Origin of the sequence: Pseudarthrobacter sp. S3, assembly GCF_050156905.1 — a bacterium.
In the GTDB taxonomy this organism is placed as follows: Bacteria; Actinomycetota; Actinomycetes; order Actinomycetales; family Micrococcaceae; genus Arthrobacter.
Genome location: NZ_CP189583.1, coordinates 240736 through 266895, shown reverse-complemented (window position 1 = coordinate 266895; position 26160 = coordinate 240736). Strand labels below are relative to the sequence as shown.

Annotated in this window: 25 protein-coding genes, 3 tRNA genes and 1 pseudogene; 17 read left to right on the top strand and 12 right to left on the bottom strand. The window is 63.3% G+C overall.

Annotation, left to right across the window (positions count from 1 at the left end; genetic code table 11):
- Nucleotides 1-6 precede the first annotated feature (6 nt).
- The 5 genes from ACQCSV_RS01320 to ACQCSV_RS01300 all read left to right on the top strand — a co-directional run bounded on the left by ACQCSV_RS01320 (nucleotide 7) and on the right by ACQCSV_RS01300 (nucleotide 4600).
- Complete coding sequence (locus ACQCSV_RS01320; RefSeq protein ID WP_354155934.1) at nucleotides 7-903, top strand: ABC transporter substrate-binding protein; 897 nt, start codon at nucleotides 7-9, stop codon at nucleotides 901-903.
- Entirely contained in the window at nucleotides 900-1850 is a 951-nt protein-coding gene (locus tag ACQCSV_RS01315; RefSeq protein WP_354223826.1) for an amino acid ABC transporter permease, read from the top strand. The genes ACQCSV_RS01320 and ACQCSV_RS01315 overlap by 4 nt, the downstream gene beginning before the upstream one ends.
- Before the next feature lie 9 nt (nucleotides 1851-1859).
- Nucleotides 1860-2633: an amino acid ABC transporter ATP-binding protein gene (locus tag ACQCSV_RS01310; RefSeq protein WP_282331589.1), complete on the top strand. Its 774-nt coding sequence runs from the start codon at nucleotides 1860-1862 to the stop codon at nucleotides 2631-2633.
- Nucleotides 2634-2666: 33 nt separating this feature from the next.
- Nucleotides 2667-3824 carry an NAD(P)/FAD-dependent oxidoreductase gene (locus ACQCSV_RS01305; RefSeq protein ID WP_426939018.1) on the top strand — a complete coding sequence of 386 codons (1158 nt, stop codon included), beginning with the start codon at nucleotides 2667-2669 and terminating at the stop codon, nucleotides 3822-3824.
- Nucleotides 3825-3946: 122 nt separating this feature from the next.
- Nucleotides 3947-4600 carry a GntR family transcriptional regulator gene (locus ACQCSV_RS01300; protein WP_282337323.1) on the top strand — a complete coding sequence of 218 codons (654 nt, stop codon included), beginning with the start codon at nucleotides 3947-3949 and terminating at the stop codon, nucleotides 4598-4600.
- Nucleotides 4601-4663: 63 nt separating this feature from the next.
- Here ACQCSV_RS01300 and ACQCSV_RS01295 read toward each other — a convergent pair.
- Together ACQCSV_RS01295 and ACQCSV_RS01290 are read right to left on the bottom strand one after the other, a co-directional pair.
- Nucleotides 4664-4993, bottom strand: a pseudogene (locus ACQCSV_RS01295) (amino acid transporter); the annotation flags it as partial.
- A gap of 107 nt (nucleotides 4994-5100) precedes the next feature.
- A complete protein-coding gene (locus ACQCSV_RS01290) occupies nucleotides 5101-6522 on the bottom strand; it encodes an NAD(P)/FAD-dependent oxidoreductase (protein WP_354155931.1) in 1422 nt (473 codons plus the stop codon).
- 108 nt (nucleotides 6523-6630) lie between these two features.
- Between ACQCSV_RS01290 and ACQCSV_RS01285 the strand changes: the two genes are divergently transcribed.
- Nucleotides 6631-7368 (top strand): TetR family transcriptional regulator, encoded by a 738-nt coding sequence (locus tag ACQCSV_RS01285; protein WP_354155930.1) that lies wholly within the window; start codon nucleotides 6631-6633, stop codon nucleotides 7366-7368.
- Nucleotides 7369-7467: 99 nt separating this feature from the next.
- Here ACQCSV_RS01285 and ACQCSV_RS01280 read toward each other — a convergent pair.
- Nucleotides 7468-7550 (bottom strand) — tRNA-Leu (locus ACQCSV_RS01280).
- Nucleotides 7551-7881: 331 nt separating this feature from the next.
- On the opposite strand from ACQCSV_RS01280, the gene ACQCSV_RS01275 reads away from it, so the two are divergent.
- Genes ACQCSV_RS01275 through pknB form a run of 7 tightly spaced genes read left to right on the top strand, consistent with a single transcriptional unit; the run spans nucleotide 7882 to nucleotide 17237 of the window.
- Nucleotides 7882-8625, top strand: a complete 744-nt coding sequence (locus ACQCSV_RS01275; protein WP_354155929.1) for a DUF3662 and FHA domain-containing protein — start codon at nucleotides 7882-7884, stop codon at nucleotides 8623-8625.
- Complete coding sequence (locus tag ACQCSV_RS01270) at nucleotides 8622-9104, top strand: FHA domain-containing protein FhaB/FipA (protein ID WP_185262068.1); 483 nt, start codon at nucleotides 8622-8624, stop codon at nucleotides 9102-9104. Before ACQCSV_RS01275 ends, ACQCSV_RS01270 begins: the two co-directional genes overlap by 4 nt.
- A gap of 2 nt (nucleotides 9105-9106) precedes the next feature.
- Nucleotides 9107-10747 carry a protein phosphatase 2C domain-containing protein gene (locus ACQCSV_RS01265; RefSeq protein ID WP_354155928.1) on the top strand — a complete coding sequence of 547 codons (1641 nt, stop codon included), beginning with the start codon at nucleotides 9107-9109 and terminating at the stop codon, nucleotides 10745-10747.
- A complete protein-coding gene (locus ACQCSV_RS01260; RefSeq protein ID WP_354223824.1) occupies nucleotides 10744-12132 on the top strand; it encodes an FtsW/RodA/SpoVE family cell cycle protein in 1389 nt (462 codons plus the stop codon). Before ACQCSV_RS01265 ends, ACQCSV_RS01260 begins: the two co-directional genes overlap by 4 nt.
- Entirely contained in the window at nucleotides 12129-13589 is a 1461-nt protein-coding gene (locus tag ACQCSV_RS01255) for a penicillin-binding protein 2 (RefSeq protein WP_354155926.1), read from the top strand. The genes ACQCSV_RS01260 and ACQCSV_RS01255 overlap by 4 nt, the downstream gene beginning before the upstream one ends.
- Nucleotides 13586-15277, top strand: a complete 1692-nt coding sequence (locus ACQCSV_RS01250; protein ID WP_354155925.1) for a protein kinase domain-containing protein — start codon at nucleotides 13586-13588, stop codon at nucleotides 15275-15277. The genes ACQCSV_RS01255 and ACQCSV_RS01250 overlap by 4 nt, the downstream gene beginning before the upstream one ends.
- 19 nt (nucleotides 15278-15296) lie before the next feature.
- A complete protein-coding gene (gene pknB / locus ACQCSV_RS01245; RefSeq protein ID WP_354155924.1) occupies nucleotides 15297-17237 on the top strand; it encodes a Stk1 family PASTA domain-containing Ser/Thr kinase in 1941 nt (646 codons plus the stop codon).
- Between the two features lie 102 nt (nucleotides 17238-17339).
- Here the strand turns inward: pknB and ACQCSV_RS01240 are convergent, their stop codons facing one another.
- Genes ACQCSV_RS01240 through ACQCSV_RS01230 form a run of 3 tightly spaced genes read right to left on the bottom strand, consistent with a single transcriptional unit; the run spans nucleotide 17340 to nucleotide 18951 of the window.
- Nucleotides 17340-17981, bottom strand: coding sequence for an aminodeoxychorismate/anthranilate synthase component II (locus tag ACQCSV_RS01240; protein WP_354155923.1), 642 nt, complete (start codon nucleotides 17979-17981; stop codon nucleotides 17340-17342).
- Entirely contained in the window at nucleotides 17978-18148 is a 171-nt protein-coding gene (locus ACQCSV_RS01235; RefSeq protein WP_185262063.1) for a hypothetical protein, read from the bottom strand. Before ACQCSV_RS01235 ends, ACQCSV_RS01240 begins: the two co-directional genes overlap by 4 nt.
- Before the next feature lie 2 nt (nucleotides 18149-18150).
- A complete protein-coding gene (locus ACQCSV_RS01230) occupies nucleotides 18151-18951 on the bottom strand; it encodes a class E sortase (protein ID WP_354155922.1) in 801 nt (266 codons plus the stop codon).
- A gap of 174 nt (nucleotides 18952-19125) precedes the next feature.
- Between ACQCSV_RS01230 and ACQCSV_RS01225 the strand changes: the two genes are divergently transcribed.
- Both ACQCSV_RS01225 and ACQCSV_RS01220 read left to right on the top strand, forming a co-directional pair.
- A complete protein-coding gene (locus ACQCSV_RS01225; RefSeq protein WP_426939503.1) occupies nucleotides 19126-19380 on the top strand; it encodes a cell division protein CrgA in 255 nt (84 codons plus the stop codon).
- Between the two features lie 19 nt (nucleotides 19381-19399).
- Entirely contained in the window at nucleotides 19400-20032 is a 633-nt protein-coding gene (locus ACQCSV_RS01220) for a DNA-3-methyladenine glycosylase I (RefSeq protein WP_354155921.1), read from the top strand.
- A 1070-nt stretch (nucleotides 20033-21102) separates the two neighbouring features.
- Here the strand turns inward: ACQCSV_RS01220 and ACQCSV_RS01215 are convergent.
- Nucleotides 21103-21984, bottom strand: a complete 882-nt coding sequence (locus ACQCSV_RS01215) for a rhomboid family intramembrane serine protease (RefSeq protein ID WP_354155920.1) — start codon at nucleotides 21982-21984, stop codon at nucleotides 21103-21105.
- A gap of 7 nt (nucleotides 21985-21991) precedes the next feature.
- On the bottom strand, nucleotides 21992-22537 hold the full coding sequence (locus ACQCSV_RS01210; RefSeq protein ID WP_185262060.1) for a peptidylprolyl isomerase: 546 nt from the start codon (nucleotides 22535-22537) through the stop codon (nucleotides 21992-21994).
- Between the two features lie 155 nt (nucleotides 22538-22692).
- Here ACQCSV_RS01210 and ACQCSV_RS01205 point away from each other — a divergent pair, with 155 nt between their 5' ends.
- Together ACQCSV_RS01205 and ACQCSV_RS01200 are read left to right on the top strand one after the other, a co-directional pair.
- Nucleotides 22693-23658 carry a hypothetical protein gene (locus ACQCSV_RS01205; RefSeq protein WP_354223820.1) on the top strand — a complete coding sequence of 322 codons (966 nt, stop codon included), beginning with the start codon at nucleotides 22693-22695 and terminating at the stop codon, nucleotides 23656-23658.
- Nucleotides 23659-23795: 137 nt separating this feature from the next.
- Nucleotides 23796-24671 carry a glycosyltransferase family 2 protein gene (locus tag ACQCSV_RS01200; RefSeq protein ID WP_354155918.1) on the top strand — a complete coding sequence of 292 codons (876 nt, stop codon included), beginning with the start codon at nucleotides 23796-23798 and terminating at the stop codon, nucleotides 24669-24671.
- A 34-nt stretch (nucleotides 24672-24705) separates the two neighbouring features.
- Here ACQCSV_RS01200 and ACQCSV_RS01195 read toward each other — a convergent pair whose 3' ends face one another.
- The 4 genes from ACQCSV_RS01195 to ACQCSV_RS01180 all read right to left on the bottom strand — a co-directional run bounded on the left by ACQCSV_RS01195 (nucleotide 24706) and on the right by ACQCSV_RS01180 (nucleotide 26128).
- A complete protein-coding gene (locus ACQCSV_RS01195) occupies nucleotides 24706-25650 on the bottom strand; it encodes a DMT family transporter (protein ID WP_426939017.1) in 945 nt (314 codons plus the stop codon).
- Between the two features lie 70 nt (nucleotides 25651-25720).
- Nucleotides 25721-25796: transfer RNA gene (locus ACQCSV_RS01190), tRNA-Ala, on the bottom strand.
- A gap of 72 nt (nucleotides 25797-25868) precedes the next feature.
- Nucleotides 25869-25985 carry a DLW-39 family protein gene (locus ACQCSV_RS01185; protein WP_210412373.1) on the bottom strand — a complete coding sequence of 39 codons (117 nt, stop codon included), beginning with the start codon at nucleotides 25983-25985 and terminating at the stop codon, nucleotides 25869-25871.
- Nucleotides 25986-26054: 69 nt separating this feature from the next.
- Nucleotides 26055-26128 (bottom strand) — tRNA-Ile (locus ACQCSV_RS01180).
- Nucleotides 26129-26160 lie beyond the last annotated feature (32 nt).

The following is a 26160-nucleotide window of genomic DNA, read 5'->3' as shown; positions in this document are numbered from 1 at the left end:
TGAAATATGCAAGCCAAATATCGCAACATCGCCATCGCAGCAGTGGCGGCCGGAGTCATGTCCATCACTGCCTGCGGCGGCTCGACTCCTCAATCGTCTGCAACGTCCTCAGCCCCTGCGGTGAATTCAAAGCTCGCGGCGATGGTGCCCGAGAACATCCGGCAGGCAGGAAAAATTCGCGTTGGTACCGATCCGACCTACGCTCCCTTCGAATCCACTGACGCAGATGGAAAGACCATCATTGGGCTCGACCCTGACCTGGCAAAAGCCATCGGCGGCCTGCTGGACCTGGACGTTGAACTCGTTCCCACATCCTTTGACGCACTGATCCCGTCGCTGGCAGCAAACAAAGTGGACATGGCCATGTCTTCCATCGGTGACACAAAGAAGCGGGAGGAGACCGTGGACTTCGCTACCTATTACTGGAACGGCACACTTCTCTTGATTAGCAAGGGCAACCCCAAGGAACTCACCGCAGAACAGACATGCGGCGGACGCATCGGCGTGATCAGAGGCTCGCTACAGCAGACCACCTTCCTGCCCGCCCAGGAGGAATCCTGCAAGGCCGCCGGCAAGGCCGCGCCCACTGCCGACGTCTACCAAACGGCTCCGCAGGCCCAGCTCGCTCTGCAGAGCAACAGGATCGATGGAGTCCTGACCGACGCACCGCCTATCGCCGATGCCGCGAAGAAGAATCCGGCAAAATTCGAGTCCGTGGGCCCTCTCTTGAAAAACCCCAACCCCGGTGGCGTGGCGCTTCCCAAGGACAGCAAACTGACTGCAGCGATAAACGCCGCGATCAATGAACTGATCAGCAACGGCACCTACGAATCCATCCTGAACAAGTGGAACCTGGGCGATATCAAGATCGAAAAATCTGAAATCAACGGAGCTCTTTCGTGAACACAAGCATGAACGGACTCACTGTCCCCGACGTTTCCGTCGGACAGCGAAGCCCGGAGAAAGTCAAGAAGCTCAAGCGGCCTGGCCGCTGGGCGTCCTACATAATGATGGGTCTGGTGGCGGTTCTAGTCATTCAGTCCGTCGCGACGAACCCCAACTTCGGCTGGCCCATTGTCGGTGAATACTTCGCCTCTCCCCGGGTGCTTGACGGCTTGGTGAATACCCTGCAACTGACCTTCATCGCCATGCTTCTGGGCGTAGTCCTCGGAGTGATCCTGGCAGTCATGCGCTTGAGCACCAACCCGGCGCTCTATGGGGCGGCCGGCCTCTACATCTGGTTCTTCCGCGGAACTCCGGTGTTCGTTCAGTTGCTGTTCTGGGGCTTCATCTCAGCCCTGTATCCCACGCTTGCCCTCGGCATCCCCGGAGCAGAACCCCTCTTCTCGACGGACACCAACTCACTGATCACTCCCGTCGTAGCCGCGATCCTTGGGCTTGCACTGAACGAAGCCGCCTACATGGCTGAAATCGTCCGGGCAGGCATCGTCTCGGTCGGCAAGGGACAGACGGAGGCAGCACACGCGCTGGGTATGTCAAACATGCGCACCCTGCGTCGAGTAATACTCCCCCAGGCGATGAGCGTCATCGTCCCGCCGACGGCCAATAACGTCATTTCCATGCTGAAGACGACGTCGCTGGTCAGCGTGCTGTCCTTCCCTGAGCTGCTCTACGCGACCCAACTCATCTACGCCGAAAACTTCCAGACCATACCTCTCCTGATCACGGCATCCATTTGGTACCTGATCGTCACGACCCTCATGACCATCGGCCAGTACTACACCGAACGCCACTACAACAAAAGCACCCGTGCACAGGGTCTGAGCATCATGCGCCGATTTATTGAACTGCAAAAAAGGCGCGGCACCAATGATGCCCCGGCCCGTTAGGAGAACTCGATGACCCAGACACCAAAAGTGATGGTTAAGGCAACGAACGTATGGAAGTCCTTCGGGCACAACGAAGTACTCAAAGGCATCAACCTGGAAGTCAAAGCCGGAGAAGTAACCACCCTTCTCGGCCCTTCAGGATCTGGAAAGTCAACTTTCCTGCGCCTCATCAATCACCTCGACACTGCCTCAGCGGGGCGCATCACCGTCGACGGCGACCTGGTTGGTTACCGCGAACACAACGGGGCTCTCCACGAACTCCGCCCCCAGTCCATAGCGAAAATGCGCTCGGAAGTGGGAATGGTATTCCAACAGTTCAACTTGTTCCCGCACATGTCGGTTCTCCAGAACATCATGGAGGCGCCCGTGGGCGTGAAAAAGGAATCGAAGGCCAGGGTTAGGGAACGCGCCGAACGTCTGCTCGAGCGGGTCGGTCTTGCCGACAAGCGCAACGCCTACCCCGGGTCACTCTCCGGCGGGCAACAACAGCGCATTGCCATCGCCCGTGCGCTGGCAATGGAACCCAAGCTCATGCTGTTCGACGAACCCACCTCGGCGCTGGATCCCGAACTGGTCGGGGAGGTACTGGATGTCATGCATGACCTCGCCTCCACCGGAATGACCATGATCGTTGTGACGCACGAGATGGGTTTTGCACGCGAAGTCGCGGACTCCGTCGTCTTCATGGACGGTGGCGTCGTTGTCGAAAGCGGCCGGCCCAAAGATGTTCTAAGCAACCCCCAGGAGGAACGCACCCAAGCCTTCCTCAGCAAAGTCCTCTAAACCACAGCATTACCACCGCAGAAGGAACCATCAATGAAAATAGCCGTAATCGGAGCGGGAATAATTGGCGTGTCCATCGCCGCCGAGGCAGCTGCCCGTGGGGCTGAAGTAACCCTGATCGACAAGAATGCCCCGGGCTCTGGGACGTCTTCGACCTCATATGCATGGGTAAACTCGAATGGCAAGGAACCCGTAGGCTACTACGAACTCAACCGCGCCGGCCTCGAAGCACACCACCGCCTTGCCGGCACGGGCGCGGACTGGTTCCGGCCCACCGGTCACATCGAACTCGCAGCCACGCCTGAGCACGCCAACGAACTCCAACACCGATTGGAACGGCTTGTGCAGCTCGGGTACGAAGCAGCAGGCATCAGCAGTTCAACGGCCAACGAACTCGTTCCTGACCTGATCGTCCCTGAGGACTGCAGCGCTGCTGTTTACTTCCCGCACGAAGCGCACTGCTACCCCACCCTGTACATACGTCACCAGCTCCAGCGGGCCAAACAACTCGGCGTCCGTCTGCGCATCGGAGCGAACGTGGAATCCTTCGAAGAGATGACCGACGGCGTGAACGTCAGCCTTAGCGACGGCAGCAACATCGTTGTAGACCACGTGATCAGCGCTGTTGGACGGTGGACAAACGACATCACAGCAGCCGCGGGATTGGGTCCGGTTGTTGCCGAGTACCAAGAGCCGGGCGATGTGACCGTCGGCTACCTTGCGGTCACAAACCCCCTGCCCGTAGCCATAGACCGGATGCTCACCAGCCCAAAGCTGAACATCCGCCCCGACGGCGGTGGTCGTTTATTGCTGCAAGCACTCGATCTCGATGTGACCGCGACAGTTGGTTCGGTCCCCGCTCTGGAATCGGACTTGGCAAAGGAATTCATCGACAGGCTCCAACACATCCTGAAAAACACCGAAAACGCCCAAATCACAGAACTCCATGTCGGAGTCCGAGCAATGCCTGCTGATGGGCAAAGTGTCATCGGCGCCGTCCCTTCCAGGCCCTGGCTTTACCTCGTTGCTACCCACAGTGGCGTGACCCTGGCCCCGTTCCTGGGATCGGCAGTCGCTGCGGAAGTGTTTGACGAGCCCGAGCCGCTGTTCGATAGTTTCCGGCCCACCAGGCTCCTGGACAGCTACCCCCAGCAGGTTCTGGCCGCGCCCCGCCAGCCCGGGCAACAGTAATCGATAAATCCACGCTCCAGGAACACCTAGGATCGTGACTAGATAAGTGGTGGCGGGTCCCGGCTGGACGGACCCGCCACCGCCGAAGACAGTAGGAGCACCCTGTGAACAAAATCCGACGTATGACCGCAACTGAGCTGAGCACCGCGGCGCTTCGGCAGCAGATCCTGACCCGCGAAATACTCCCGGGAACGCGGGTCACGGAAGATGCCGTGGCAACTGAACTCGGCGTTTCGCGTGCCACTGTCCGCCAAGCCTTGAACTCCCTGGAGCTAGAAGGGCTACTCGTTCGCAATCCTGCCTCCCGGGTCCTGGAAGTCCTCACCCTGGACCCCGAGGACGTTAGGGAGATTTACCAAGCACGCCGCGTCCTTGAACTAGCTGGCGTGAAGGCTGCCGACGGCGCTCCAGAGGAAGCACTCCTTCAACTCAAAGACGCCATTGCCCAAATGAAGGACGCCGTGACCAACGGTGACGTGGTCGGGTTCGTTGAAGCCGACAAGCTCAGCCATGTAACAACCGTCAGCTTCCTCAAATCCCGCATACTCTCTGAGACGCACGCTTCGCTCATGAGACGCCTCCGGCTCGCCATGACACACCAGGAAGCTGACGAGAACGTCATGGGCGACGAACTGCACGAACATCAGGAATTCTGTGACCTGGTTCTGGCCGGAAAGATCGATGAGGCCCAAAAGAACCTCAATGACCGACTGAACGTTGCAGAACGACAAATGCTCAAGAGCCTAATTGCTCCCCCCATCCACGCTCCTGAATAAAGGAAGCCTCGGTAGGCCGCGGCGGGGTAGCGGACGTCGCGGACCGGCTGGGATCGGCGTACCGGCCAGCACAATGATGGTGGCCGCAATCAGCCCCCAGCCTTCCATCCAACCGATCCACGGACCAAAGACGCGCGATGCCCACGTGAACGAGGTGCCGGCGTCGGGGATGGCATAGTTCAGTTCCCGGTAGCCGAACGCCACCAGAATCATGGGGATAAAGCCCACCAGGAAGATCGCCGGCAGCTGAACCCCCACCTCCGATACCGTTGGCCCCAGCGCCGCGGGCTGCGTGTATGCAGGCGCGATACAGGAAACCCCGATCACGACGGCGCCCACCAGCCCCACCGCGCCGGCGTTCAGGCCCTTCCCGCTCAGGCCCTTTTCAGCCAGGCCATTTGTCCACGCCGCTGACTGTCTGTACTGTCACTTCTTTGGGAACCATGGCCTTGCCTCTCGTAGTTCATTCGACGCTGAATGGATTGGAGCCGGTGCTGCTGTCAGTCGACAGCGGCCATATGTTCTGCACCGGATGCGCCCGCATTGGCTGCAACACCCGCCGCCGCAGCGATGCGCGCCGCCGTGCGCCGGCCCATGCGGACGGCCCCGTCAACATGCTGGTAGCCCTCCGCTGCGAGGTCTGAGGAGCACCAGTAGATCGGGCCCACGGGGGTGTGCTGGTCCTTGCCGTAACGGTGCAGGCCGCCCAGATCGTAGCTGGCTGCGTACGCGCCCCGGGTCCATTCTTCGGAGCCCCAGTCGGATTCGTAGTAGACCTCTGGTGCCAGGGCCTTATCCCCCAGGAAGCCGGCAATGGACTCCAAGACCACGCGCTTCCGTTCGGCGGCACTCAACTCGAAGACGGCGTCGGCCTTTTCGTCCGAGATGAAGCCCACCAGCGTTCCGCGCAAATCAGCGTGGTTCGTGTTGTCGTAGACCTCCTGGACCAGCGACCCGGCACCGAAGCCAGTGCCGGAGAGTCCGTCTTCACGCCAGAACGGCGTGCTGTAGACGGCGTGGACCTTGATCACCAGGCCCAGTGACTGGTGCTGGTGCATCTGCTGCTGGCGCCGCGGAAGCGGCGGGTCAAAGGAGACACGCGCGTAGAGGTTCGGCGGCACGGCCATGATCACAAAGCGCGCATTCACGGTGGCACGCTCCGAAACGACACTGACGTGGTGCCCGTCTTCGCCGTCGTCCCCCCAGTGGACGGTGCGCACCGGACTGTTAAGTACGACGTCGGCACCCAGTTCCGCTGCCTGCAGCAGGGACACCTGCTGCATCCCGCCGATGACCCGCTTGTCCAGGATGAAGCTCTCATCCGTGAGGTGGCTGAAGGACCCGGCGGAGGCTGCCATCAGCACCGCCTGCAGCGCCGAGAAGGCATGTGCCGGCTTGGTGAGCATGCCGCCCGCAATGAACAGGCCAATGTTGTTGCACGCCTCCTCGTCGGACGAATTGGCGCGCAGCCAGTGGTGGAAGGAAATGGTGTCCAGTTCACGGGCCTTGGGGTGCGCCCAGGGTTCGGTGGCGCCGATTTCCGCGGCGAGGACGTCCAGAATGCCGATCAGCTTGTCCATTTCCGCCCCGGTGGCTCCACTGACCGGGAAGGAATCGCCGGTGTAGCGGGTCTTCGTGCCGTCGGCGCCGACATAGACGGATTCGCCCTCACGGTAGCGGGAGTATGTCTTCAGGCCGAGCTCGTCCAGAAGCTCCAGCAGTGCAGTCTGGTCCGGGGAGACCCACTGGCCACCGATTTCCAACATGGCCCCGTCAATGGTGTCGGTCCAGGTCCGGCCGCCCACGCGGTCCCGTGCTTCCAGCACTGCCACGCTGAGGCCGGCCTTCTTCAGCTCGCGGGCAGCGGTGAGACCGGACGGTCCCGCGCCGACGATTACAACGTCGCGGTCAAGATTCAGCATGATGTCCTCTCTGTGGTCACTTGAGTGATGCGAACCACTAAATGAATGTCATTCATTTAGTAGAACTATAGCTGTTGCGCGGCCCGCGAGGAAGAGACCGGTGGAATAATGCTGGGGATACTGCCCGCAGAAAGGCCAGCAATGCCGGCGTCACCAGCCAAGTCACCCAGCATCCAGGAGCACGACCCCGCGCCGAAAACCGGTGCGTCGCGACGTCGCGCGGGGCGGCCGGCCGCCGCCGTCCTGGACCTTGCGGGCATCACCGCCGCAGCCCTGCGGCTCATCGGCAAGAACGGCTACGACGGCCTCACCATGGCCGCACTGGCCCGCTCACTGCACGTGGCGCCGTCGGCCCTCTATAACCACGTGGAATCCAAGCGGGACGTGCTCCTGCTCGTGGAAGACCACCTCGCTGCCCTGGTGGACGTGACTGCGTTCGCCGCGGAGCCCTGGGAGTCGGCAGTGCGGAAATGGGCCTGGAGTTACCGGGATGTCTTCGCGGAACACACGCCCTTGATTCCCGTCATCGCAGTACTTCCCGTGACGGACGCACCCCAGACCCTCGCCATGTATGAGACCGTCAGCGCCGGATTCCGGACAGCCGGATTCCCGGAGGAGCGGATCGTGTCCGCCATCGTGGCCCTGGAATCATTCATCTTCGGATCCGCTTACGACGTCACCGCCCCCGCCGACATTTTCGAATCCGGCCGGATGGCCGAATCGACGCCGAGCTTCACGGGAGCAGTCCGGAGCCTCGCCGCGCAGGGGCACGAGAAACCTGCGGACGAGGCGTTCAGCCTGGGGCTTGAGGCCCTTATCGTGGGCTTCGGGGCGTTAAGGAAGTAGAACCGCTGCCACCCGGCACGAATCCCGGGACTTCGCCCGTGATGGAGCTTAGACGCAGAAAAGCCCCGATCCTAAGACCGGGGCTTTTCTGGATTTGCGTGCGCGAGGGGGGATTTGAACCCCCACGCCCTTTCGGACACTGGCACCTGAAGCCAGCGCGTCTGCCGTTCCGCCACTCGCGCGCAACTTCTTTTCCATGAATAACGGCCGGTTTACCGGATCCGCAACCGTGTAAAAGCAGCGAGATCAAGCATAACGGACATCGGCGGCAAAACACCAATTGAGCTCCGGACGCGGTCAAATTCCCCGCCGGGAGTGCGCCTTCCGGGGTCCCGGAACGGGCTTTTCCAGCGGCCCGGCCGTTGCGGATTAAGGTCATTTACAGGCCTGCCCAGTAGTATCTGATGTAGTAGTGCCTGCCACTGCCAGGCAGGCCACTGGGTTCTGAACTGCGTTGTTGGTTGAGTTCCGGAACGAAAACTGCCCCGCAGCCGGGGGGAAAGGAGAAGGACCATGGGATTGCTGGACAAGGTCGAGCGCGGTATTGAAAAGGCCGTCCGCGGTGTCTTCTCCACCGGTTCGCGCGCCCAGGTGGAACCTGTGGAAATCGCCAGCCGCCTCCGCCGCGAGGTGGACAACAAAGCCCTCACGATCGCCGCCGGCCGCATCCTGGCTCCGAACGTCTTCGACGTCCAGCTCAGTGATGGCGACTTCACGAGGGCGCAGGAATGGGGCACACCACTCGCCGAAGAACTCTGCGACGTCGTCATCAACCACGTCCGCAGCCAGGGCTACACCCTGCAGGGCTCGGTACGGATCTCCTTCCGCCGGTCCGAGGAGCTGCGCGCCGGCGACTTCGAGATCATCTCCTCCACCGAGAAGTCCAAAGCCGGCCCCGGCGTCGCGCCAGCCAGGCCCAACCTGCCAGCGGCCCCCGGCCGCCCGCCCCTGCGGCTGCAGCCCGTTCTGGATATCGACGGCCAGCGCTACTCCCTCAATGCCGCATCCATCGTCCTGGGCCGGTCTTCCGAGGCTGACATTCTGGTTGACGACACCGGCGTCTCTCGCCGCCACCTCGAGATCCGCACCACCAACGGTGTCACCAGCGCCGTGGACCTCGGCTCCACTAACGGCAGCTACGTCAATGGCCACAAGGTGGCGGACAGCACCGAACTGACCGACGGCTCCACCATCACGATGGGACGGACTAAGATCATCTTCCGCCTGCTTCCCGCCAACCCTGGGGGCCGCCCGTGAGCGACCTGACCATCACTGCGCTGCGGTTTGGCTTCCTGATCCTGCTTTGGGTCCTCATCTTCAGCATAGTTTCGGCCATGCGCCGGGACCTGATGGTGGGCCGCAAAGCGGCCGCCGGCACTCCGACCGCCCGGCAGGTCCGCAAGAATCCAGATCTGGCCGAGGCTCCGCCGCAGACCCTCAAGCAGCAGGCCCACCAACTGGTGGTCACCGAAGGCCCGCTTAAGGGAACCACCATCCCCTTGGCCGCCAGCCCCATCCTGTTGGGCCGCGCGCAGGAAGCCACGCTGATTCTCGAGGACGACTACGCCTCCGGCCGCCACGCGCGGCTTTTCCCGCAGGGCAGCCGCTGGTTTATCGAGGACCTGGGCTCCACCAACGGCACGTACCTGGCCGACCAGCAACTTACCCGGGCCCTGCCCGTTGAACTTGGCGTACCCGTGAGAATCGGCAAGACGGTCATCGAATTGAGGCCATAACAATGGCCGCTGATCTTCCCGCCGGCGAGGCCACGCCCGTCCAGCGGCCCCTCATCATGCGCTATGCAGCGCGCTCGGATGTGGGACGCATTCGAGCCAAAAATGATGACTCGGCGTACGTCGGACGCCATTTGGCGGTGGTCGCGGACGGAATGGGCGGCCACGCGGGCGGCGATGTCGCCTCTGCCGCCACCGTGCTGGACATGCTGCACCTGGACCACGACGACCACGACGGCGATGCTGGCACGGTCCTCGCCGACGAAATCCAGACGGCCAACTCCCTGCTCTCCGAGCTGGTCCACATCAACCCCAAGCTGGCCGGCATGGGCACCACCGTTACATCCCTGCTTCTGGCAGAAGGCAAGCTACATTTCGCGCATATCGGCGACTCCCGGGCCTACCGCCTGCGCGACGGCGAATTTGCCCAGATCAGCATTGACCACACGTTCGTCCAGCGGCTGATCGATGAGGGGCGGCTCCGCCCCGAAGAAGCCGAAACCCACCCACACAAAAACGTCCTTATGCGCGTCCTGGGCGACGTCGACGCCAGCCCCGAGCTGGATCTGGACACCCTGGACGTCCAGCCCGGTGAGCGCTGGCTGCTCTGCTCCGACGGGCTCAACTACGTGGCCGGACACGTGGTGGAGCGGACGGTCCGCGAGACAAAGGACCTCCGCGAGTGCGTCGAAACCCTGGTGAACCTCACGCTCGAAGCTGGCTCACCGGACAACGTCACCGTCGTCATGGTGGAAATCACCGAGGAAACGCCCGACGACGTCAGTACCGCCGCCGTCGACATCGTCCCCTCGCAGCCGGCCACCGAAGCCCCTGCCGCTGACAGCGAAGCGGCCAGCACTTCACCGGGCCCAGAGGCGTCCGACGTCAAAAGCCCCGCAGCCGACAAAGCCGCCGAAAAGCCAGTGGCCGCGGAACCCCCGCCCTCCACCGACCCCCATCTCGGCGAGCACCTTTCGGCCGAAGTCCTGCGGCAGGAACTCGCATCGCGCCCGCACGAACTTGTCGGTGCTGCGGCCACCGCGGCCGAGTCCGGCTCCATTCCCACCATTGCCGGCCGCACCGTGGCCAGGCGGGCCGCCACCGTCCTGACGCACAAGGCCGACGCTCCCGCGGCAGAGGCGGATGACGCCGCCCTGGGGCGGCCGAAACCCCGCCGCTGGGTCACCTTGTCCATCGCCGCATCCGTGCTGGTGGTGCTGACCGTTGGCCTCTGGCTCGGCTATGCCTGGACCCAGACCCGCTATTACATCGGGGAATACGATTCCCGCGTTGCCATCTATAACGGTGTATCGCAGCGGCTTGGCCCCATCCAGCTTTCCACCCTCGAAGCCGTAACAGAGATCCAGATGGACTCCTTGCCCCAGTTCTCCCAGCAGCGCGTCCGCCAGACAGTTCCCGCGCGTGATCTCTACGATGCCCAGCGGATCGTGAAGAACCTCGAAGGCACCGGTACCATTGCTCCGCCGGATGAGTGCCTGACCCCGTCGCCCGTTCCGGCCCCAACTACTGCGCCGGCTGCAACACCCACGGCGCCTGCCCCATCGTCGGACGCAGCCACTCCTGCGGCGACGCCGTCCCCGTCCGCCTCGCCCAGCCCCACTACCGCTTGTGAGGGAGGCCAGTGAGCCAGCTCAGCACCGTACCCAAACCCCGGCGCAACGTGGAACTGTTGCTGCTGATTCTCGCCCTGTCTGTGGGCATCGGCGCCAACATGTTAGTGGGCGTTGACCAGGAGAAGGCGTTCGACTCCGATTTCTGGTTCCAGTCCAGCCTCCTCGCGGTGGCAGCCCTGTTCTTCCACGTGGTTCTGCGGATCCGGGCTAAATATGCCGATCCGGTCATACTTCCGTTGGTTGTTGCACTTAACGGCTTGGGCCTTGCCATGATCCACCGCCTCGACGCCCCCGGGGAAGACACCGGGAACAACCAGCTCCGCTGGACCCTGATCGCCATGGCAGTGGCCGTCGGCGTGATCTGGTTTCTAAAGGACCACCGGGTGCTCCGCCGCTTCACCTTCATCTCACTGGCCGTGAGCGCGCTCCTGCTCATTCTTCCGCTGGTGCCCGGCATCTCGGCCGGCGAAATCCTGGGCGCCCGGGTCTGGATCCGGATGGGTCCGTTGACGTTCCAGCCGGGTGAGATTGCCAAGATCACCCTCGCTATATTCTTCGCCGGTTATCTGTCCTCCAACCGGGACCTCATACTGTTGGCTGGACGCAAGATCGGCCCGCTGCAGTTCCCCCGGTTCAAGGACATGGGGCCCATGATAACCGCCTGGCTGGTGAGCATCGGCGTGTTGATCTTCCAGCGGGACCTCGGCTCCTCCGTGCTGTTCTTTGGCCTGTTCATCGTGCTGATCTACGTGGCCACCAGCCGTATCAGCTGGGTGGTTATCGGCTTGGGCCTCATCTTAGGCGGCGGTTTCGTGGCAGCTCAGGTATTTTCCCATGTCGAAGTACGCATCTACGGCTGGATTAACGCCTTCAGCCCGGACGTTTACGAGACCGGCAGCCGGCAAGTCATCGAGGGACTCTTCGGCATGGCTAACGGCGGCCTAGTGGGTACCGGCCTGGGCCAGGGCCGGCCGGACCTGGTCCCCTTCGCCAACAGCGATATGATCATCGCGTCCATCGGCGAGGAGCTGGGCCTGATCGGACTGTTCGCCGTGGTGCTGATGTACGTCATGCTGTTCACCCGAGGGTTTCGGGCGGCGCTGGGCACCCGGGATGCCTTCGGGAAACTGCTGGCCTGCGGACTTTCCTTCGCCATCGCCCTTCAGTGCTTCGTGGTGATCGGCGGAGTCACACGGCTGATTCCATTGACCGGTCTGACCACGCCGTTCCTCGCCGCGGGAGGTTCGTCGCTGCTGGCCAACTGGATCATCGTGGGCCTGCTCCTGCTGATTTCCCATACTGCGCGGGGTCCGGTGGACACCACGCCACTTCCTCCCGGCGGCGCTGCGGAATCTGCAGGAATTGATACTCCCACCGAGGCGGTGAAACAAGCGTGAACCAGGCAATCCGGAATTCCTGGGTGGCAGCGATCGCCATGTTTGCATTGATCTTCGGCGCTATCAGCTTCGTCCAGGTGGTGGGTGCCGATGACCTCAAGGACCACCCTCTGAACCAGCGCGCCATTCTGCAGAATTACTGCAACGACCGCGGCGCCATCATCGTGGGCGGAAACCCGGTCGCCCAATCGGTGGAAGGCACCTCCGAGGTCTGCAAGTTCCAGCGCACCTACGCGCAGCCGGCACTGTATGCAGGCATCACGGGCTACTTCTCGAAGAACTATGGTGCCACCGGCCTGGAAGTTGCGATGAACGCCCAGTTGGCTGGCAGCTCAGACCAGCAGTTCTTCGACCGCATCGGCCAGCTCTTCCTGGGCAGCCAGCCGAAGGGGGCTTCGGTGGAACTCACCATCGATCCCGCTATCCAGAAGCTTGCCTACGACCTCATTCCGGACGGCCAGCGAGGTTCCATTGTGGTCACCAACCCCAAGACCGGCGCCATCCTGGCCATGGTGTCCAAACCGTCCTATGACCCCAACCTGATCGCCACCCAGGACTCGAAAGCCGAAAACACCAACATCAATGAGCTGGTCAAGGTCCCCGGCATCAACCTGAACCAGAATGTCAGCGGGCCCACGGGCGAACTGCTCGCTCCGGGGTCAGTGTTCAAGCTGGTGGATACCGCTGCGGCCCTCGCCTCCGGGAAGTACAACAAGGACAGCGTGCTCCCCAACCCAGCCGAGATGCCGTTCCCGGGGATCCAGTACAAGCTGCCGAACTACGCCGGGGGCAACTGCTACACCCAGGAGACGGCCAGCTTTGCCTTCGCCCTGCAGCAGTCCTGCAATACGCCGTTCGCCAGAATTGCCCTCGACCTGGGCCGCGACGCCATCGCCGAGCAGGCGGCAAAGTTCGGCTTCGGCGAGGTACTTGGCGATCAGCTCAAGCTCGCCTACGCCAAGGGCAACGGCTTCCCCGATGAACTGGACGGGCCAGGCCTGGCCCAGTCCGCCATTGGCCAGAAGGACGTGCGCGCCACGCCGCTGCAGATCGCAATGATGACCGCCGCCATCGCCAACAACGGCGTCCAGATGAGCCCCAGCCTTGTCAAGACCGTGCGGTCCCCGGACCTTCGTGTCATTGACGAACCCAAGCCTGAAGCGCTCCGGACTTCCACCACGCCGGAGATTGCCCGGCAGATCACCGAATGGATGACCAGCGCGGTGAGCCAGGGCATCGCCCGCGGCGCGGCTGTCCCCGGTGTTCAGGTGGCCGGCAAAACCGGAACCGCCGAACTGGGCAACGGCCTGAACAACTCCTGGTTCACCGGGTTTGCCCCCGCGAACAACCCGGAGGTGAGCGTCACCATCGCCATGGAGGGCGTAGACATCACCACCGGTGCACAGCTAACCAGTCCGAACGCGAAGAAGATTTTTGAGGCGGTGTTGAATAAGTGAGGCCTACAACGGGAATCACCCTCGGCGGCAGATTCCAGCTGACCACGCGGATTGCGATCGGCGGGATGGGCGAGGTCTGGAAGGCCAAGGACCAGGTCCTGGGCCGGATTGTCGCCATCAAGGTACTCAAGGAGGAATACACCGGTGATCCCGGATTCCTCCAGAGGTTCCGCGCGGAGGCACGCCACACCGCCCTGTTGAACCACGTGGGCATCGCCAATGTCTTTGACTACGGCGAGGAGGATGGCTCCGCCTACCTGGTCATGGAGCTCGTTCCGGGCCAGCCGCTGAGCAGCATCATCGAGCACGAGCAGGTACTGTCCCCGGACCGGACGCTGTCCATGATGGCGCAGACCGCCCGCGCCCTTTCCGTCGCCCACGCCCAGGGGCTGGTCCACCGCGACATCAAGCCGGGCAACCTGCTGATCACCCCCGACGGCCGGGTCAAGGTCACCGACTTTGGCATCGCCCGTCTGGCCGACCAGGTCCCGTTAACGCAGACAGGCCAGGTCATGGGAACCGCCCAGTACCTCGCCCCCGAGCAGGCCACCGGCCAGACCGCTACCGGTGCCTCGGACATCTACTCACTCGGCGTGATCGGCTACGAGTGCCTCACCGGGCACCGGCCGTTCTCCGGCGAATCCCAGATCGCCATTGCCCTGGCGCAGGTCAACGACGCCCCGCCGCCGCTTCCGGAGACCCTGCCCAAACCGGTCCGCGCACTGCTGATGTCCATGCTGGCCAAGGACCCCAAGAACCGTCCGGCCAACGCCATCAAGCTGTCCGAAGCCGCCGAGGCCATCCGCAACGGCGACATTGATGCCGCGCATGCCGCGGTTCCCGGCATGTTGCTCTTCGAAGCGACAACCGGCCCCATTACGGCACCGGTGGACATTGCCACAGCGCCCACGGGTGTTATCGCCCACAAGGACAGCAACACGACGTCCACGTCCGCCCTGCCCGTGCTTAGTGCCGCTGCCGGTGGCGCTGCAGTCGGCGCCGCGGCCGCGGGCACAGCCACCGGAGCCGGCAGCACGCTTTCGCGTGCGGACGCCCTGGCTGCGGAGCGCAGTTGGGTGCAGGAGGAAGAAAAGTACGACGACGAACCGGAGGATGAGCCCGAGCGTCGCGGCCGGAGCCCCTGGACGTGGCCGCTGGTCGCCTTGATCGTGCTGGTTCTGTTCGCGCTGGTGGGGTTCTTCCTGACGCAGCAGGGGATTTTTAACCCGGCCAACACCACCACTAACCCGGCATCCAGCAACCCGCCGTCCACCAGCGCCAGCCCGTCAAAGACCTCGGCGTCCGCCACGCCCACCCCCAGCCGCACCACTGACGCGCCCACGCCGACGCCCACGCCCAGCACCGTGGACATCATTTCGGCGGCATACCTCGGGAAGGACTACCGTCAGGTCCAAGGGACGCTTGAAACCATGGGCCTGTCCGTGCGGGTCATCCCGCAGCAGAGTACTTCCGCTGCGGGAACGGTGTTGCAGGTTAATCCCACGGGCACCGTGCCCAAGGGGGCTGAAGTGACCGTGACTTACGCCGTTCCTGCCCCCGCCACTACGCCGACCGCTCCGCCGTCGTCGCCGGCCGCCTCGCCGGCTGCCTCGGCCGGGCCGACGTCCGTCCTGCCCAGCTGCAACCCCGGCCAGGTGCAGGGCTTGCCCCCTACCTGCGGCCCCTAGTCGTCAGGATTGACTGACAGTGAATGACTCACCCCGCACTCCGCTGCACCGGGAGGACAGCCTCCCGGTGGATAATCAGCGCGTCCTGAGCGGCCGCTACGAACTCGGCGGAATGATCGGCCGCGGGGGGATGGCGGATGTCCACCGCGGAGTCGATACCAGGTTGGGCCGGACAGTTGCCGTCAAGCTTCTCCGCCCGGACATGGCCAGGGATCCGCAGTTCCAGGCGCGGTTCAAACGCGAAGCGCAGTCGGTAGCGGCGCTGAACCACCCCTCCATCGTGGCTATTTACGACACCGGCGAACACACCGTTCCGGATGGCTCGGACGACAGTGTCCGGGTGCCCTACATCGTGATGGAGTTTGTCGAGGGCAGGACCATCCGAGACCTGATCCGGGCCAAGGAAGTCAGCATTGACCAGGCCATCGACTTTTGCCTGGGTGTGCTCTCTGCACTCGAATACAGCCACAAGGCAGGCATCGTCCACCGCGACATCAAACCCGCCAATGTGATGATCTGCGAAGGCTCCAATTCCGTGAAGGTCATGGACTTCGGAATTGCCCGGGCCATCGCCGATTCATCGGCCACCATGACGCAGACCCAGGCCGTGGTGGGCACTGCCCAATACCTCTCGCCCGAGCAGGCCCGGGGCGAAACAGTGGATGCGCGCAGCGACCTCTACTCTGCTGCCTGCCTGCTCTACGAAATGCTCACCGCCCGGCCGCCTTTCGTGGGTGACAGCCCCGTCTCCGTGGCGTACCAGCACGTCAGGGAAATTCCGGAGCCAGCCAGCACTGTGAACCCGGAGGTTTCGGCCGCCTTGGATAGTGTTCTGGCCAAGGCGTTGCAGAAGAACCGGACGGACCGTTTCCAGGACTCAGCTGCGTTCCGGCGTGCGCTACGCGCCGCGCGGGCGGGCGTGTCCGTGCCCGCGCTGGCCGCAACCGAAGCCCCCACCGATCCCAACGATCATGTTCCGGCGCCGGAACGCCCGCCTGTGACAGAGGCGTTCGGGCTCACCGGTGCAGGTTTCCTCGACGATGTCCCCACCGGCCGGCAGCGTAACGCGGACGACACCCGCACTGACGGGAGATTCGGCGTCATGGCGGCCGCCGTACACGAACCGTCAGATGTCGACGAACTTCCCCTGGGCTTCGCACCGGAACGTGAGCGGACCGCCCGGCAGAAGTCACGTCGTCGTACGTGGATGGCTATCCTGGTGATCTTCACCCTGCTGATCCTTGGCGGCGGCGGTTTCTGGCTGTACAGCATCGTCAACCGGCCTGCGCCCCCGCCGCCCCAAGTGGTGGTCCCGGCGGTGGCGTCGCTGACGGAATCGGCGGCCCTGCAGGAACTTTATGTTGCCAAACTCAGCCCAAAGATCAAGCGGAACAAGCACGAGACCATTCCCAGCGGTACGGCCATCGGCACGGACCCGGTGGCTGGAACGTCGGTTGATCCCAACGCGGAGGTGATCCTGAACATTTCTGAGGGCCCAAGCGCCGTCAAGATTCCGGAGACCTTACCGGGCCAAACGGAGGCAGCGGCCCGTGACATCCTGCGCCAAAGCGGCCTGCAGGGCGCCGCGTCCACCACCACCGCCAACAGCGCCACCGTTCCTGCCGGCAGGGTGATTACCACGAGCCCGGCACCGGGCCAGATGGTGGGCGTGGGCACCACGGTGGAGATCGTGATTTCCACCGGCAAGGTGTCCATGCCTGAACTGCGCGGCCGCACGCGTGCCGAGGCGGAAACGGCGCTGAAGGAACTTGGCCTGGTCCCCAACGTCCAGGAAGTGGAGAACTCACAGGTGGAGGCGGGCCGGGTCACGGATCAAAGCGACCCCGTGAACGCCGTCGTCGATCAGGGCAAGACCATCAACATTGTGGTGGCCAAGGAACCGGCCCCGCCGCCCACACCTACGCCAACCGCCACGCCCACCGCTACCAAGAAGGGCTGACCCGCACCCGCTCCTTAAGAGCAACGCGGGGTCACTTCGCGCCCATCCCGAAGGGGAACATGGGCGCGAAGTGACCCCGCGTTGTTTGAGGGTGGGTGCCTGTCAGTGCTGGATGAGCGGGCTCAGCGTGGCTGCACGGGCGGCGGCCCCCGCCATGCCCAGGGACTCAAGCCAGTTGCCCAACATCTGGTAGCCACCTTCGGTCAGGACCGACTCAGGGTGGAACTGCACGCCGCACAACGGTGCAGTGCGGTGCTGTAGGCCCATCACGACGCCGGTCGCTGTTTCCGCGGTGATCTCGAGAACGTCGGGAATGGTGTCCTTTACCGCTGCCAGCGAGTGGTAGCGCGTCGCTGTCACGGGGGAGGGGAGTCCGGCGAAGACGCTGGTGCCGTTGTGCTCCACCAGCGAGGTCTTGCCGTGCATCAGCTCCGGCGCGTGCGTCACCCTGCCGCCGTAGGCTTCAGCCAGGGCCTGATGGCCCAGGCACACGCCAAACATCGGTTTGCTGTTCGCGCCGCACCACTTGATCAACTCAATGCACACACCCGCCTCCGCAGGGTTTCCCGGGCCGGGTGAGATGAGGACGCCGTCGCGCGTTTGGGCCATCTCGATAGCTTCAGCGAGGGTCACATCGTCATTGCGGACAACTGTGGTCTCGGCGCCGAGTTCCTGGAGGTAGCCAACCAGGGTGTAAACAAAGCTGTCGTAGTTGTCTACGACCAGGATTTTAGTTGTGGTCATGGCTGGCTTGCAGAACCAATCGTTGAGTCGGTGAATGCGGTGAACCCGGACATCCAGGGGAACAGAAACTGAACCATCAGGATCAGTGCGCCGGAGATGAGCACCAGCGACGTGATGATCCGCAGCCAGAGGGGGCCCGGAAGGTGGCGGAAAATCCAGCCGTACATATTCAGTTTCCTCCAACGGCTGCCGCGACCTGTGCGGCGATCTCGGCCGGCGGCCCCGCCGAAGCAGGCCGCCAGCTGTCCAGCCGCGCGTAGGCGATGATACGTTCCTCGGCGCCGAAACGCGGGTTGCAACTGGTCATGGTGAGAAAGCTTTCGGTGGGAGTGACGCCGGGGCGCGTGGGGACCGGTTCCAGGACATCCGTCCGGGACGGCATCACAATCTGGTTGTTGCGAAAGACATAAATGTAATAGCCGTCCTTGGTCTGGACGTAGATTTTGTCCCCCGGAACAAGGGTGTGGATGTTGTCCAGGACGGCCCCATGGGTCTGCCGGTGACCGGCGACGGCGAAGTTCCCGACGGCGCCCGGCATCGCCGTGTTGGCGTAATGGCCGAGCCCCAGCGTATCCAGGACATCCCCAGTGGTTCCCTGCACGATGGGCCGGGTATAGTTCGGGCCAAACCGCGGGATGTACATGATGCCGATGGTGCCGGCATGGCCCGGCGCCGGGGAAACGGCTGGAGTGCCATAATCCACGGGCGCTGCCGTGGGGTCCGGTTCCGGGGCTGCGGCCACCGTGCCGCGGAGCCCCTGGGCGAATTCCTTGATGACCGCGCTCTGCTTGGCGTCGGATTCGATATTGGTCCACCACAGCTGCCAGCCCACAAAGAGCAGGAGAACAATGCCGGCCGTGATGAGCAGCTCGCCGAGCACCTGCACGGTCCCACGCAGAATGGAAGCGCGGGCGGACGCCGCACGGGCGGGCCTCCTGGCGGCGCGCCTCGCCTTTTCCTGCACTACCACGCGTTCTCCTCCGGGGTGGCCGCGATGGGCATTTGCGTGCCCTGACTACGGCTAGAATTGACTGCTAGTAAGAATCCAGATTTGACCAAGATCGCGCTGACCGCTGGCAACTTCCTTCTTGCAGGATATCAAGCCCGCGACGCCGAGCTTGCTCCAGTCCGCCAAGGAGAGCACGTGCCCGAGTCAAAGCCTCGCAAGAAGACTTCCAGCGCCACGCAGCCCGCTTCCGGGGCGCAGACATATAAGCCCAACGCTGTCTGGTTCAAGCCAGTGATGTTCGGCCTGATGATCATCGGGCTCTTCTGGATCATCACGTTTTACATTAGCGAGGGCCGGTTCCCTGTCCAGGCCTGGGCGTCGTGGAACATTGTGGCCGGCTTCGGCGTTGCCATCATTGGCTTCCTGATGACCACGCGCTGGCGTTCCTGACGCTGACCGCAGGACCCATATGACTCCCGCGGCCGCCGCCCAGCCACGGAACGAGGGTATGTACGGAACTGTTTTGGGCGACGACGGCCTCACCCGTCCGCCCTGGGCGGCCGTGGATCCGCTGTTGCGCGAATACTATGACTCCGAATGGGGCCTGCCCGTCCGGGATGAACAGGGCCTCTACGAGCGCATCTGTCTTGAGGGTTTCCAGGCAGGCCTCTCCTGGGCCACGATCCTGCGAAAGCGCCCTGCCTTCCGTCAGGCTTTTCTCGACTTCCAGCCGGACGCTGTTGCCGCCTTTACGGAAGCGGATGTCGAGCGCCTGCTCCAGAATCGCGCCATCGTCCGCAACCGGCTCAAGATCCGGGCCACTATCGCCAATGCCCAGGCCACCATCGCGCTGCGCGAGCGGCAAGGCCTGGTTGCCTTCGTCTGGCAGTTCCAGCCCACAACCACTCCCCAGCCGGTAACGCACGCGGAGATCCCCACGCAGTCACCGGAATCGGTGGCGCTGTCCAAGGCGCTGCGGAAGCAAGGGTTCTCGTTCGTTGGCCCCACCACCATGTTCGCCCTAATGGAAGCCATCGGCATGGTGGACACCCATCTTCTGCACAGCCACCGGCGCGGTTCCTCAGGCGTCTGGCAGGGTTGACCGGCAACAGCCGGGCTGGTGGGCGGGGGCCCCGCCGTCGGCTGACCTAGCATTCCTCTGGGATAAGTTCTCCCCAGCTGTTGGGAAAGTTATCCACACTGTGCATAACTTTCCCGGGCCGAAAGCCATGACATCCCGTGCAGGCCATGGTCCACGGGACCCGGATCCAAGTCGCTCGGACGAACAGTTATTAACAGTGTGGATTAGCTGTGGATAATCGCCCGCTCAGCGGTAGCGGCGAACCGGATGGTGACTGGTGATTGCAGTGCCAGGGCCGCCCAATCCTTGTCCGTGAACAGGGCCGCCGTCTCCCGCGAATTGATCAGGCGAGGGTCCTGCGGTCACTCCCGGCGGCTTCGCGGGTCAATCCCGGCGGCTTCGCGCGCTTACACCCCAAGACCGTTGAGGGCACGCCATACCGCGGGGTGCTGCCTGTCGAGGTAGATGTGCTGTGTTGTAGCGCCGGCGCTCAAGGCGGTCCTCCTGGCTGGGAGCCTGTGTGTTCGGTTGCTGCGTACGAAGGCCCTCGCACGGGCAGGTGTTTTCCACTTACTAACACTGGACTACCCACAACTTGTCCACAGTTGTGGACAACAATCCACAGAGCGGGTCGGGGCGACCTCCTCAGATGCCCCAGCCCGGTAAACACCGAAGTTTGACTACATGTCTGTAAGTTGTGAAAAGTGTGAACAACCCTGTTGATACGGGCCGCGCAAATCCCTTCGTGCAGGGCTGTACTGCCGGAAACGGCCATGTTATCCACAGGTCGGGTCAAAGAGGCGGGTTTTTCCACTTAACCACAGGCACATCCCCAGGGGTTGTCCACAATTGTGGATAACTGGAGGATCAATGCCGGGAAAAGAGCGGACATCCGGGCCCAGGGAAACATCGCAATCCTGAACTACACCCGTGTAAGTTACCAACAGTGTGGATAAGCCCTGTGGATAACTGGGAGTACCGGCCGTGGCCTGCGACTGCCACGGCCTGCTGGGCGCAGCGAAAACCCCGGTGTCCAATGGGACACCGGGGTCTAGGAAGGAATCCAGAAGTGGGTCGGCGGACCCGGGCAGTCAGCCCGCCGTGACGCGGAGCCAGCTCACCAGGGCCAGCAGTAGAACCACTCCGGCCAGTCCGGCCGCATGCAGCAGGCGTTGCCGAGGTCCACGGGGCATGTAAGCAATCACGGCAGCGCAGAGGGCGCCGGTGACAAGGCCACCCAGGTGGGCCTGCCAGGCGATCTGTGGGACCACAAATCCGATCACGCCGTTGATGGCGATCAGGATCCACAACTGCCGCGTATCCCCGCCGCGGTGCCGCTGCACCAGAAGCATCGCGCCGAACAGGCCAAAGATGGCGCCGGAGGCGCCCACCACGCCGGCAAGAGGCACCCCCGGCACATAGCCGGGGGTCAGAAGAAGGTAGCCTACGGACCCCCCGATGGCAGAGATGAGATACAAAGCCAGGAACGGGACCCGGCCCAGGAGCGGTTCGAGTGCCTGGCCGAAAATCCACAGCATGTACATGTTCAGCACAATGTGGAGGATGAATCCCTGTGAATGCAGGAAAGCCGCCGTCAGCATCCGCCAGGGTTCGAACTCACCAAATTCGGGGCTGGCGAACACATTGGCGAACGCCAGGTTCTGGTAGATCCACTCGTCGGGAACTATCCATTGCAGAACGTACATCACCGCACACAGGGCGATAATTCCAAACGTCACCACCGGTTTGCCGGTTGCCACGGCGCCGCCGTAGACAGTCTTGACGGCCGCCGTCGTCCGCTTGGTTTCGTTGACGCAGTCAACACACTGGAATCCGACGGCGGCCGCCCGCTGGCAGTCCGGGCATGCTGGGCGCCCGCAGCGCTGGCAGCGCACATAGGAGGGCCTGTCCGGGTGCCTGGGGCACACCGGAATTTGCGCGGACGGCTCAGCCGCCGGAATTCCGTAGCTCATGTGATGGTTAGAGCTGCTCGATGTCGATGCTGTTGATGGTGACGTCCTCAACCGGGCGGTCGCCCATACCGGTGCGGACGCCCTCGATGGCGTCGACGACCTTCTTGGAGTCCTCGTCAGCAACCTCACCGAAGATGCTGTGCTTGCCCTGCAGCCAGTCGGTGGGGATGGTGGTGATGAAGAACTGTGAGCCGTTGGTGCCCTTGCCCGCCTGGATGCCGGCGTTGGCCATGGCCAGTTTGTACGGGGCGTTGAAGCTGAGTTCAGGGTGGATTTCGTCGTCGAACTTGTAGCCCGGTCCGCCCACGCCACGGCCCAGCGGATCGCCGGCCTGGATCATGAAGTCCTTGATGATGCGGTGGAAGATGGTGCCGTCGTACAGCGGCGTGCCCGTCTTGTCCTCGCCGGTCTCGGGGTGGGTCCAGGCCTGCTCACCGGTGGCCAAGCCAACGAAGTTCTTGACCGTCTTCGGCGCATGGTTGCCGAAGAGATCAACGACGATGTCGCCGAGGCTGGTGTGGATGGTTGCTTTTGCAGTTGCGATTGCAGTCATACCGCCCATTCTTTCACGGCAGGTCAACGCGGAAGGGGCAGGACGGGCAGTTCCGCGCTGGGTGAAATCAGCCGGAAATCCGCTGGAAGAATAGCCCGTGCAGGTCATGGCACGTAGGCTAACAACAGAACCGTCACATTAATCGGGAGGTAGTTGTGAAGAAATCGGATCGTATTGCCCGTGACCTTGAACAGTCAGTTAGCAGCGCAGTTGAGAACGCCAAGGACTGGGCATCCCCCCGCGTGGAAGCAGCAGTGGATTGGGCAGTTCCCCGCCTGCAGCATGGCCTGGACACCGCATCTCCCAGGATCCAGGAAGGGCTTAAGACCGCGGCCCACAACCTTGCCGACGGCGTCGCAACAGTGACACCGCGCATCCAGGAGGGTCTCGCCCAGCTCGCCCCGAAAATTCACGACGCCGTTGAGGTCGCCACGCCACGCCTGCATGAGGCACTGGACAAGGCCACTCCCGTTATCCAGAACGCCCGGGACCGCGTGGTGGTGGAGTACCTGCCGCGCCTTTCGGACCAGATCGGCCACGCGTCCGACGCCGTGCACCGCACCTTGGAAAGCGCGCCGTCCCACGTGGATGCCGTCGCCCAGCGGTTTGCCGATTCCGGCGTTGTGCATTCCCTCCAGGAACAGGCGCAGACGGCCGGCACCCAGCTGAAGGCCGCCGCGCATGAAGCCGGTAAGGCTGTCGGCGTCCAGATCGCCCAGCCACAGAAGCCCAGGAAGCGCGGCTGGCTGGTATTCGGCATCATCGCCGCAGCCGTCGCCGCCGGCGTCGCCGCCTGGAAAGCCTCCAAGCCCGTGGAAGACCCGTGGAAGACCCCTTCTCCGGTCACCCCTGCGCCGGTTCCTGCCACCACGGTGAACGACGCCAAGGACACGGCCGAGGACGCAGCCAGCAAGGCCGCCAGCGCCGCGGCCGACCAGGCGCAGGATGCTGCAACGGACGCGAAGGACACCGTGGACGACGCTGGCGAGAAGGCCAAGCACGTCGCCGATGAATCGGCAGACGCGGCAGACGCGGCAGCCAAGGCATCCACGGATGCCAAGACCGCCATCAAGAACATCGCGGCCAACATGAACGGTTCCGCGGACAAGGGCAGCAACTAGGACGTCCGGCGCCACAGCGCCATCCATATGAAGGGGCTCCGCCTGGCGCGGGGCCCTTTCAGCGTTTTCCCAGTGTTTGTCCGGACCGGACCCAGCCGCTGGCAGGTCGAATCACGATCGGTGCTAAATTTGGACTGATGTCAGCCGATCAATCCTCTGGGGATGCCTTGAACGACGCAGCAGAGCTGCCCCGCGTGTCCATTGTCATCCCGGCGTACAACGAGGAAAGTGTCATCAGGCAGTGCCTCATCGCTGCCGTCTACCAGTCGGTGCCGGCCCACGAAATCATCGTGGTGGACAACCTCTCCACTGACCGCACCGCCGCCATCGTGGCGCAGATGCAGCTGGAGTATCCGGAAAGTCCCATCATCCTGCTCAGCCAGGACCGGGACCAGGGCCTGATTCCCACCCGGAATTTTGGCCTCAACCACGCCACCGGCGACATCCTGGGACGCATTGACGCGGATTCGGTTGTCGAGCCGGACTGGGTTGAACAGGTCCAGAAGGCCTTTTTTGACCCGACAGTCCAGGCAGCCACCGGACCGGTGGTCTACTACGACATGCCGATGCGCCGGTTCGGGCTCAAGGCAGACGACAAGATGCGCCAGCTGATGCTCAAACTCGCCAAGCACCAGTACCACTTCCTGTTCGGCTCCAACATGGCCCTGCGCGCCACGGCATGGGAAACCATCCGGGACGAAACCTGCCGTGACGCGAAGGACGAGATGCACGAGGACATCGATCTCTCCCTGCACCTCGCCGACCACGAACTCAAGGTCCAGTACTGGCCCCAGATGGTCTCCGGTATGTCCGCCCGCCGGCTCGAGGATTCACCGCGGGACTACCGGTATTACGTGACCCGTTTCGACCGCACGTACAAGGCGCACAACGTCAAGAAGATGGCCCTCAAGGCACCCATGGTGGTGTTCTTCTCGGTTTACTTCCCGGCGAAGCTCCTGCGGGCGATCCACACGGTCAACACCGCCCAGCCTGTCCGCCGTGGCGGACAGTAAGCTCGAACCCACGTCCTGCCTCGAGGGCCTGGCCTCAGTCCGTTCCAAGGTCAGCCAGACGGCCCGACTGCGGCTCATCCGCATGCGGGCCGGAGCTGTCCCTGCGATTCCGTAAGCCTGACATCTGTCCCAGAACCACGACGGCGAGCCCCACCAGGATGAGCCCCAGCCCGCCGTAGGTGCCGCCCGGCAGGGTCTCGTGCAGGAAGACCGCGGCCAGCACGGCTGCGCCGGGGATTTCCAGCAGGATGATCATCGACACCAGCAGCGGGCTCATAGTGGCCAGCAGGTGATTGAAGGCGGTGTGGCCCACTAGTTGGGCACACACGGTGATGGCCAGGACCCCTACCCAGCCAGCGGCGTCGAACCCCACCAGCGGTTGGCCGCTGAGGAGCGCCAGTACCGCCACGAAGGCCGCGCACATCCCATAGCAGAGCGTGGTGTACGTTCCCGTGGTCATGGTCTGGCGGGCCCTGCCGCCGGCAAGCGTGTAGAGACCGGCCAGAGCCCCGCCAGCAACGGCCAGCAGATCGCCCAGAAGCGCGTCCGGTGAGGACCCCATGTCGAACCCGGTAACGGTGACAACGCCAGCAAAGGCGGTCCCGAGCCCTGCCAGCACCTGCCAGCGGTGCCTGATGCCGCGGAAGAGCTGGAATACGGCGATCCAGGCCGATTCCAGGCAGACCAGGGCGGTGGCAGCAGCCACGGAGGTGAGCTGGAGGGACGTGATGAAGCAGGCAAAGTGCAGGGCCAGGGCGATGGCGGCGAACAGCGACCAACGGAACTCGGGCCCGGTGATCCGGCCGAACTGCCGGGGTTCGCGGACCAGGGTGGGGGTGGCCATCACTGCGGCCCCGATGGCATTGCGCCAGAAGGCGATGGCGAGGGCGCTGACGGTGGTGGCGCCGAGGGTGGCCGCGATCAAAGGCCCGGACGAAGCTACGCCCAGGACCCCAAGGGCCGCAAGAAGGAGGTTCACCGTTCAACCCTACTGTTCTGTGTGAACGAAAAAGTCCCGGACAGCTTTTCAGCTGTCCGGGACTTCCTTATGGTGGAGGCACGGGGACTCGAACCCCGAACCCCCTGCTTGCAAAGCAGGTGCGCTACCAATTGCGCCATGCCCCCATAAGAAGCAACCCGTTAATCATACCCTAGAACCGAGGACCATTTTACAAGCTCCCGATCCGGGAATCCGGCCTATTCGACCTTGTCGGTCGACTGGCTCCAGACTGTTTTCCGGGCCTCGGATTCTTGTGCTTTCCTGTAGAGCAGGACGCCTGCGATTGCAGCTGCAAGTACCAGCAACTTCTTCACATGCTCCCCTTTCCGGTCCCGTTTGCCGTCAAGCAAACCAAACCTTCCTTCGAACCTGCACAGGTTCCGTGGGCGTACCAGGACTTGAACCTGGGACCTCTTCGTTATCAGCGAAGCGCTCTAACCGCCTGAGCTATACGCCCCGATGCCTCATCGGGCCGAGACATGACTTTAC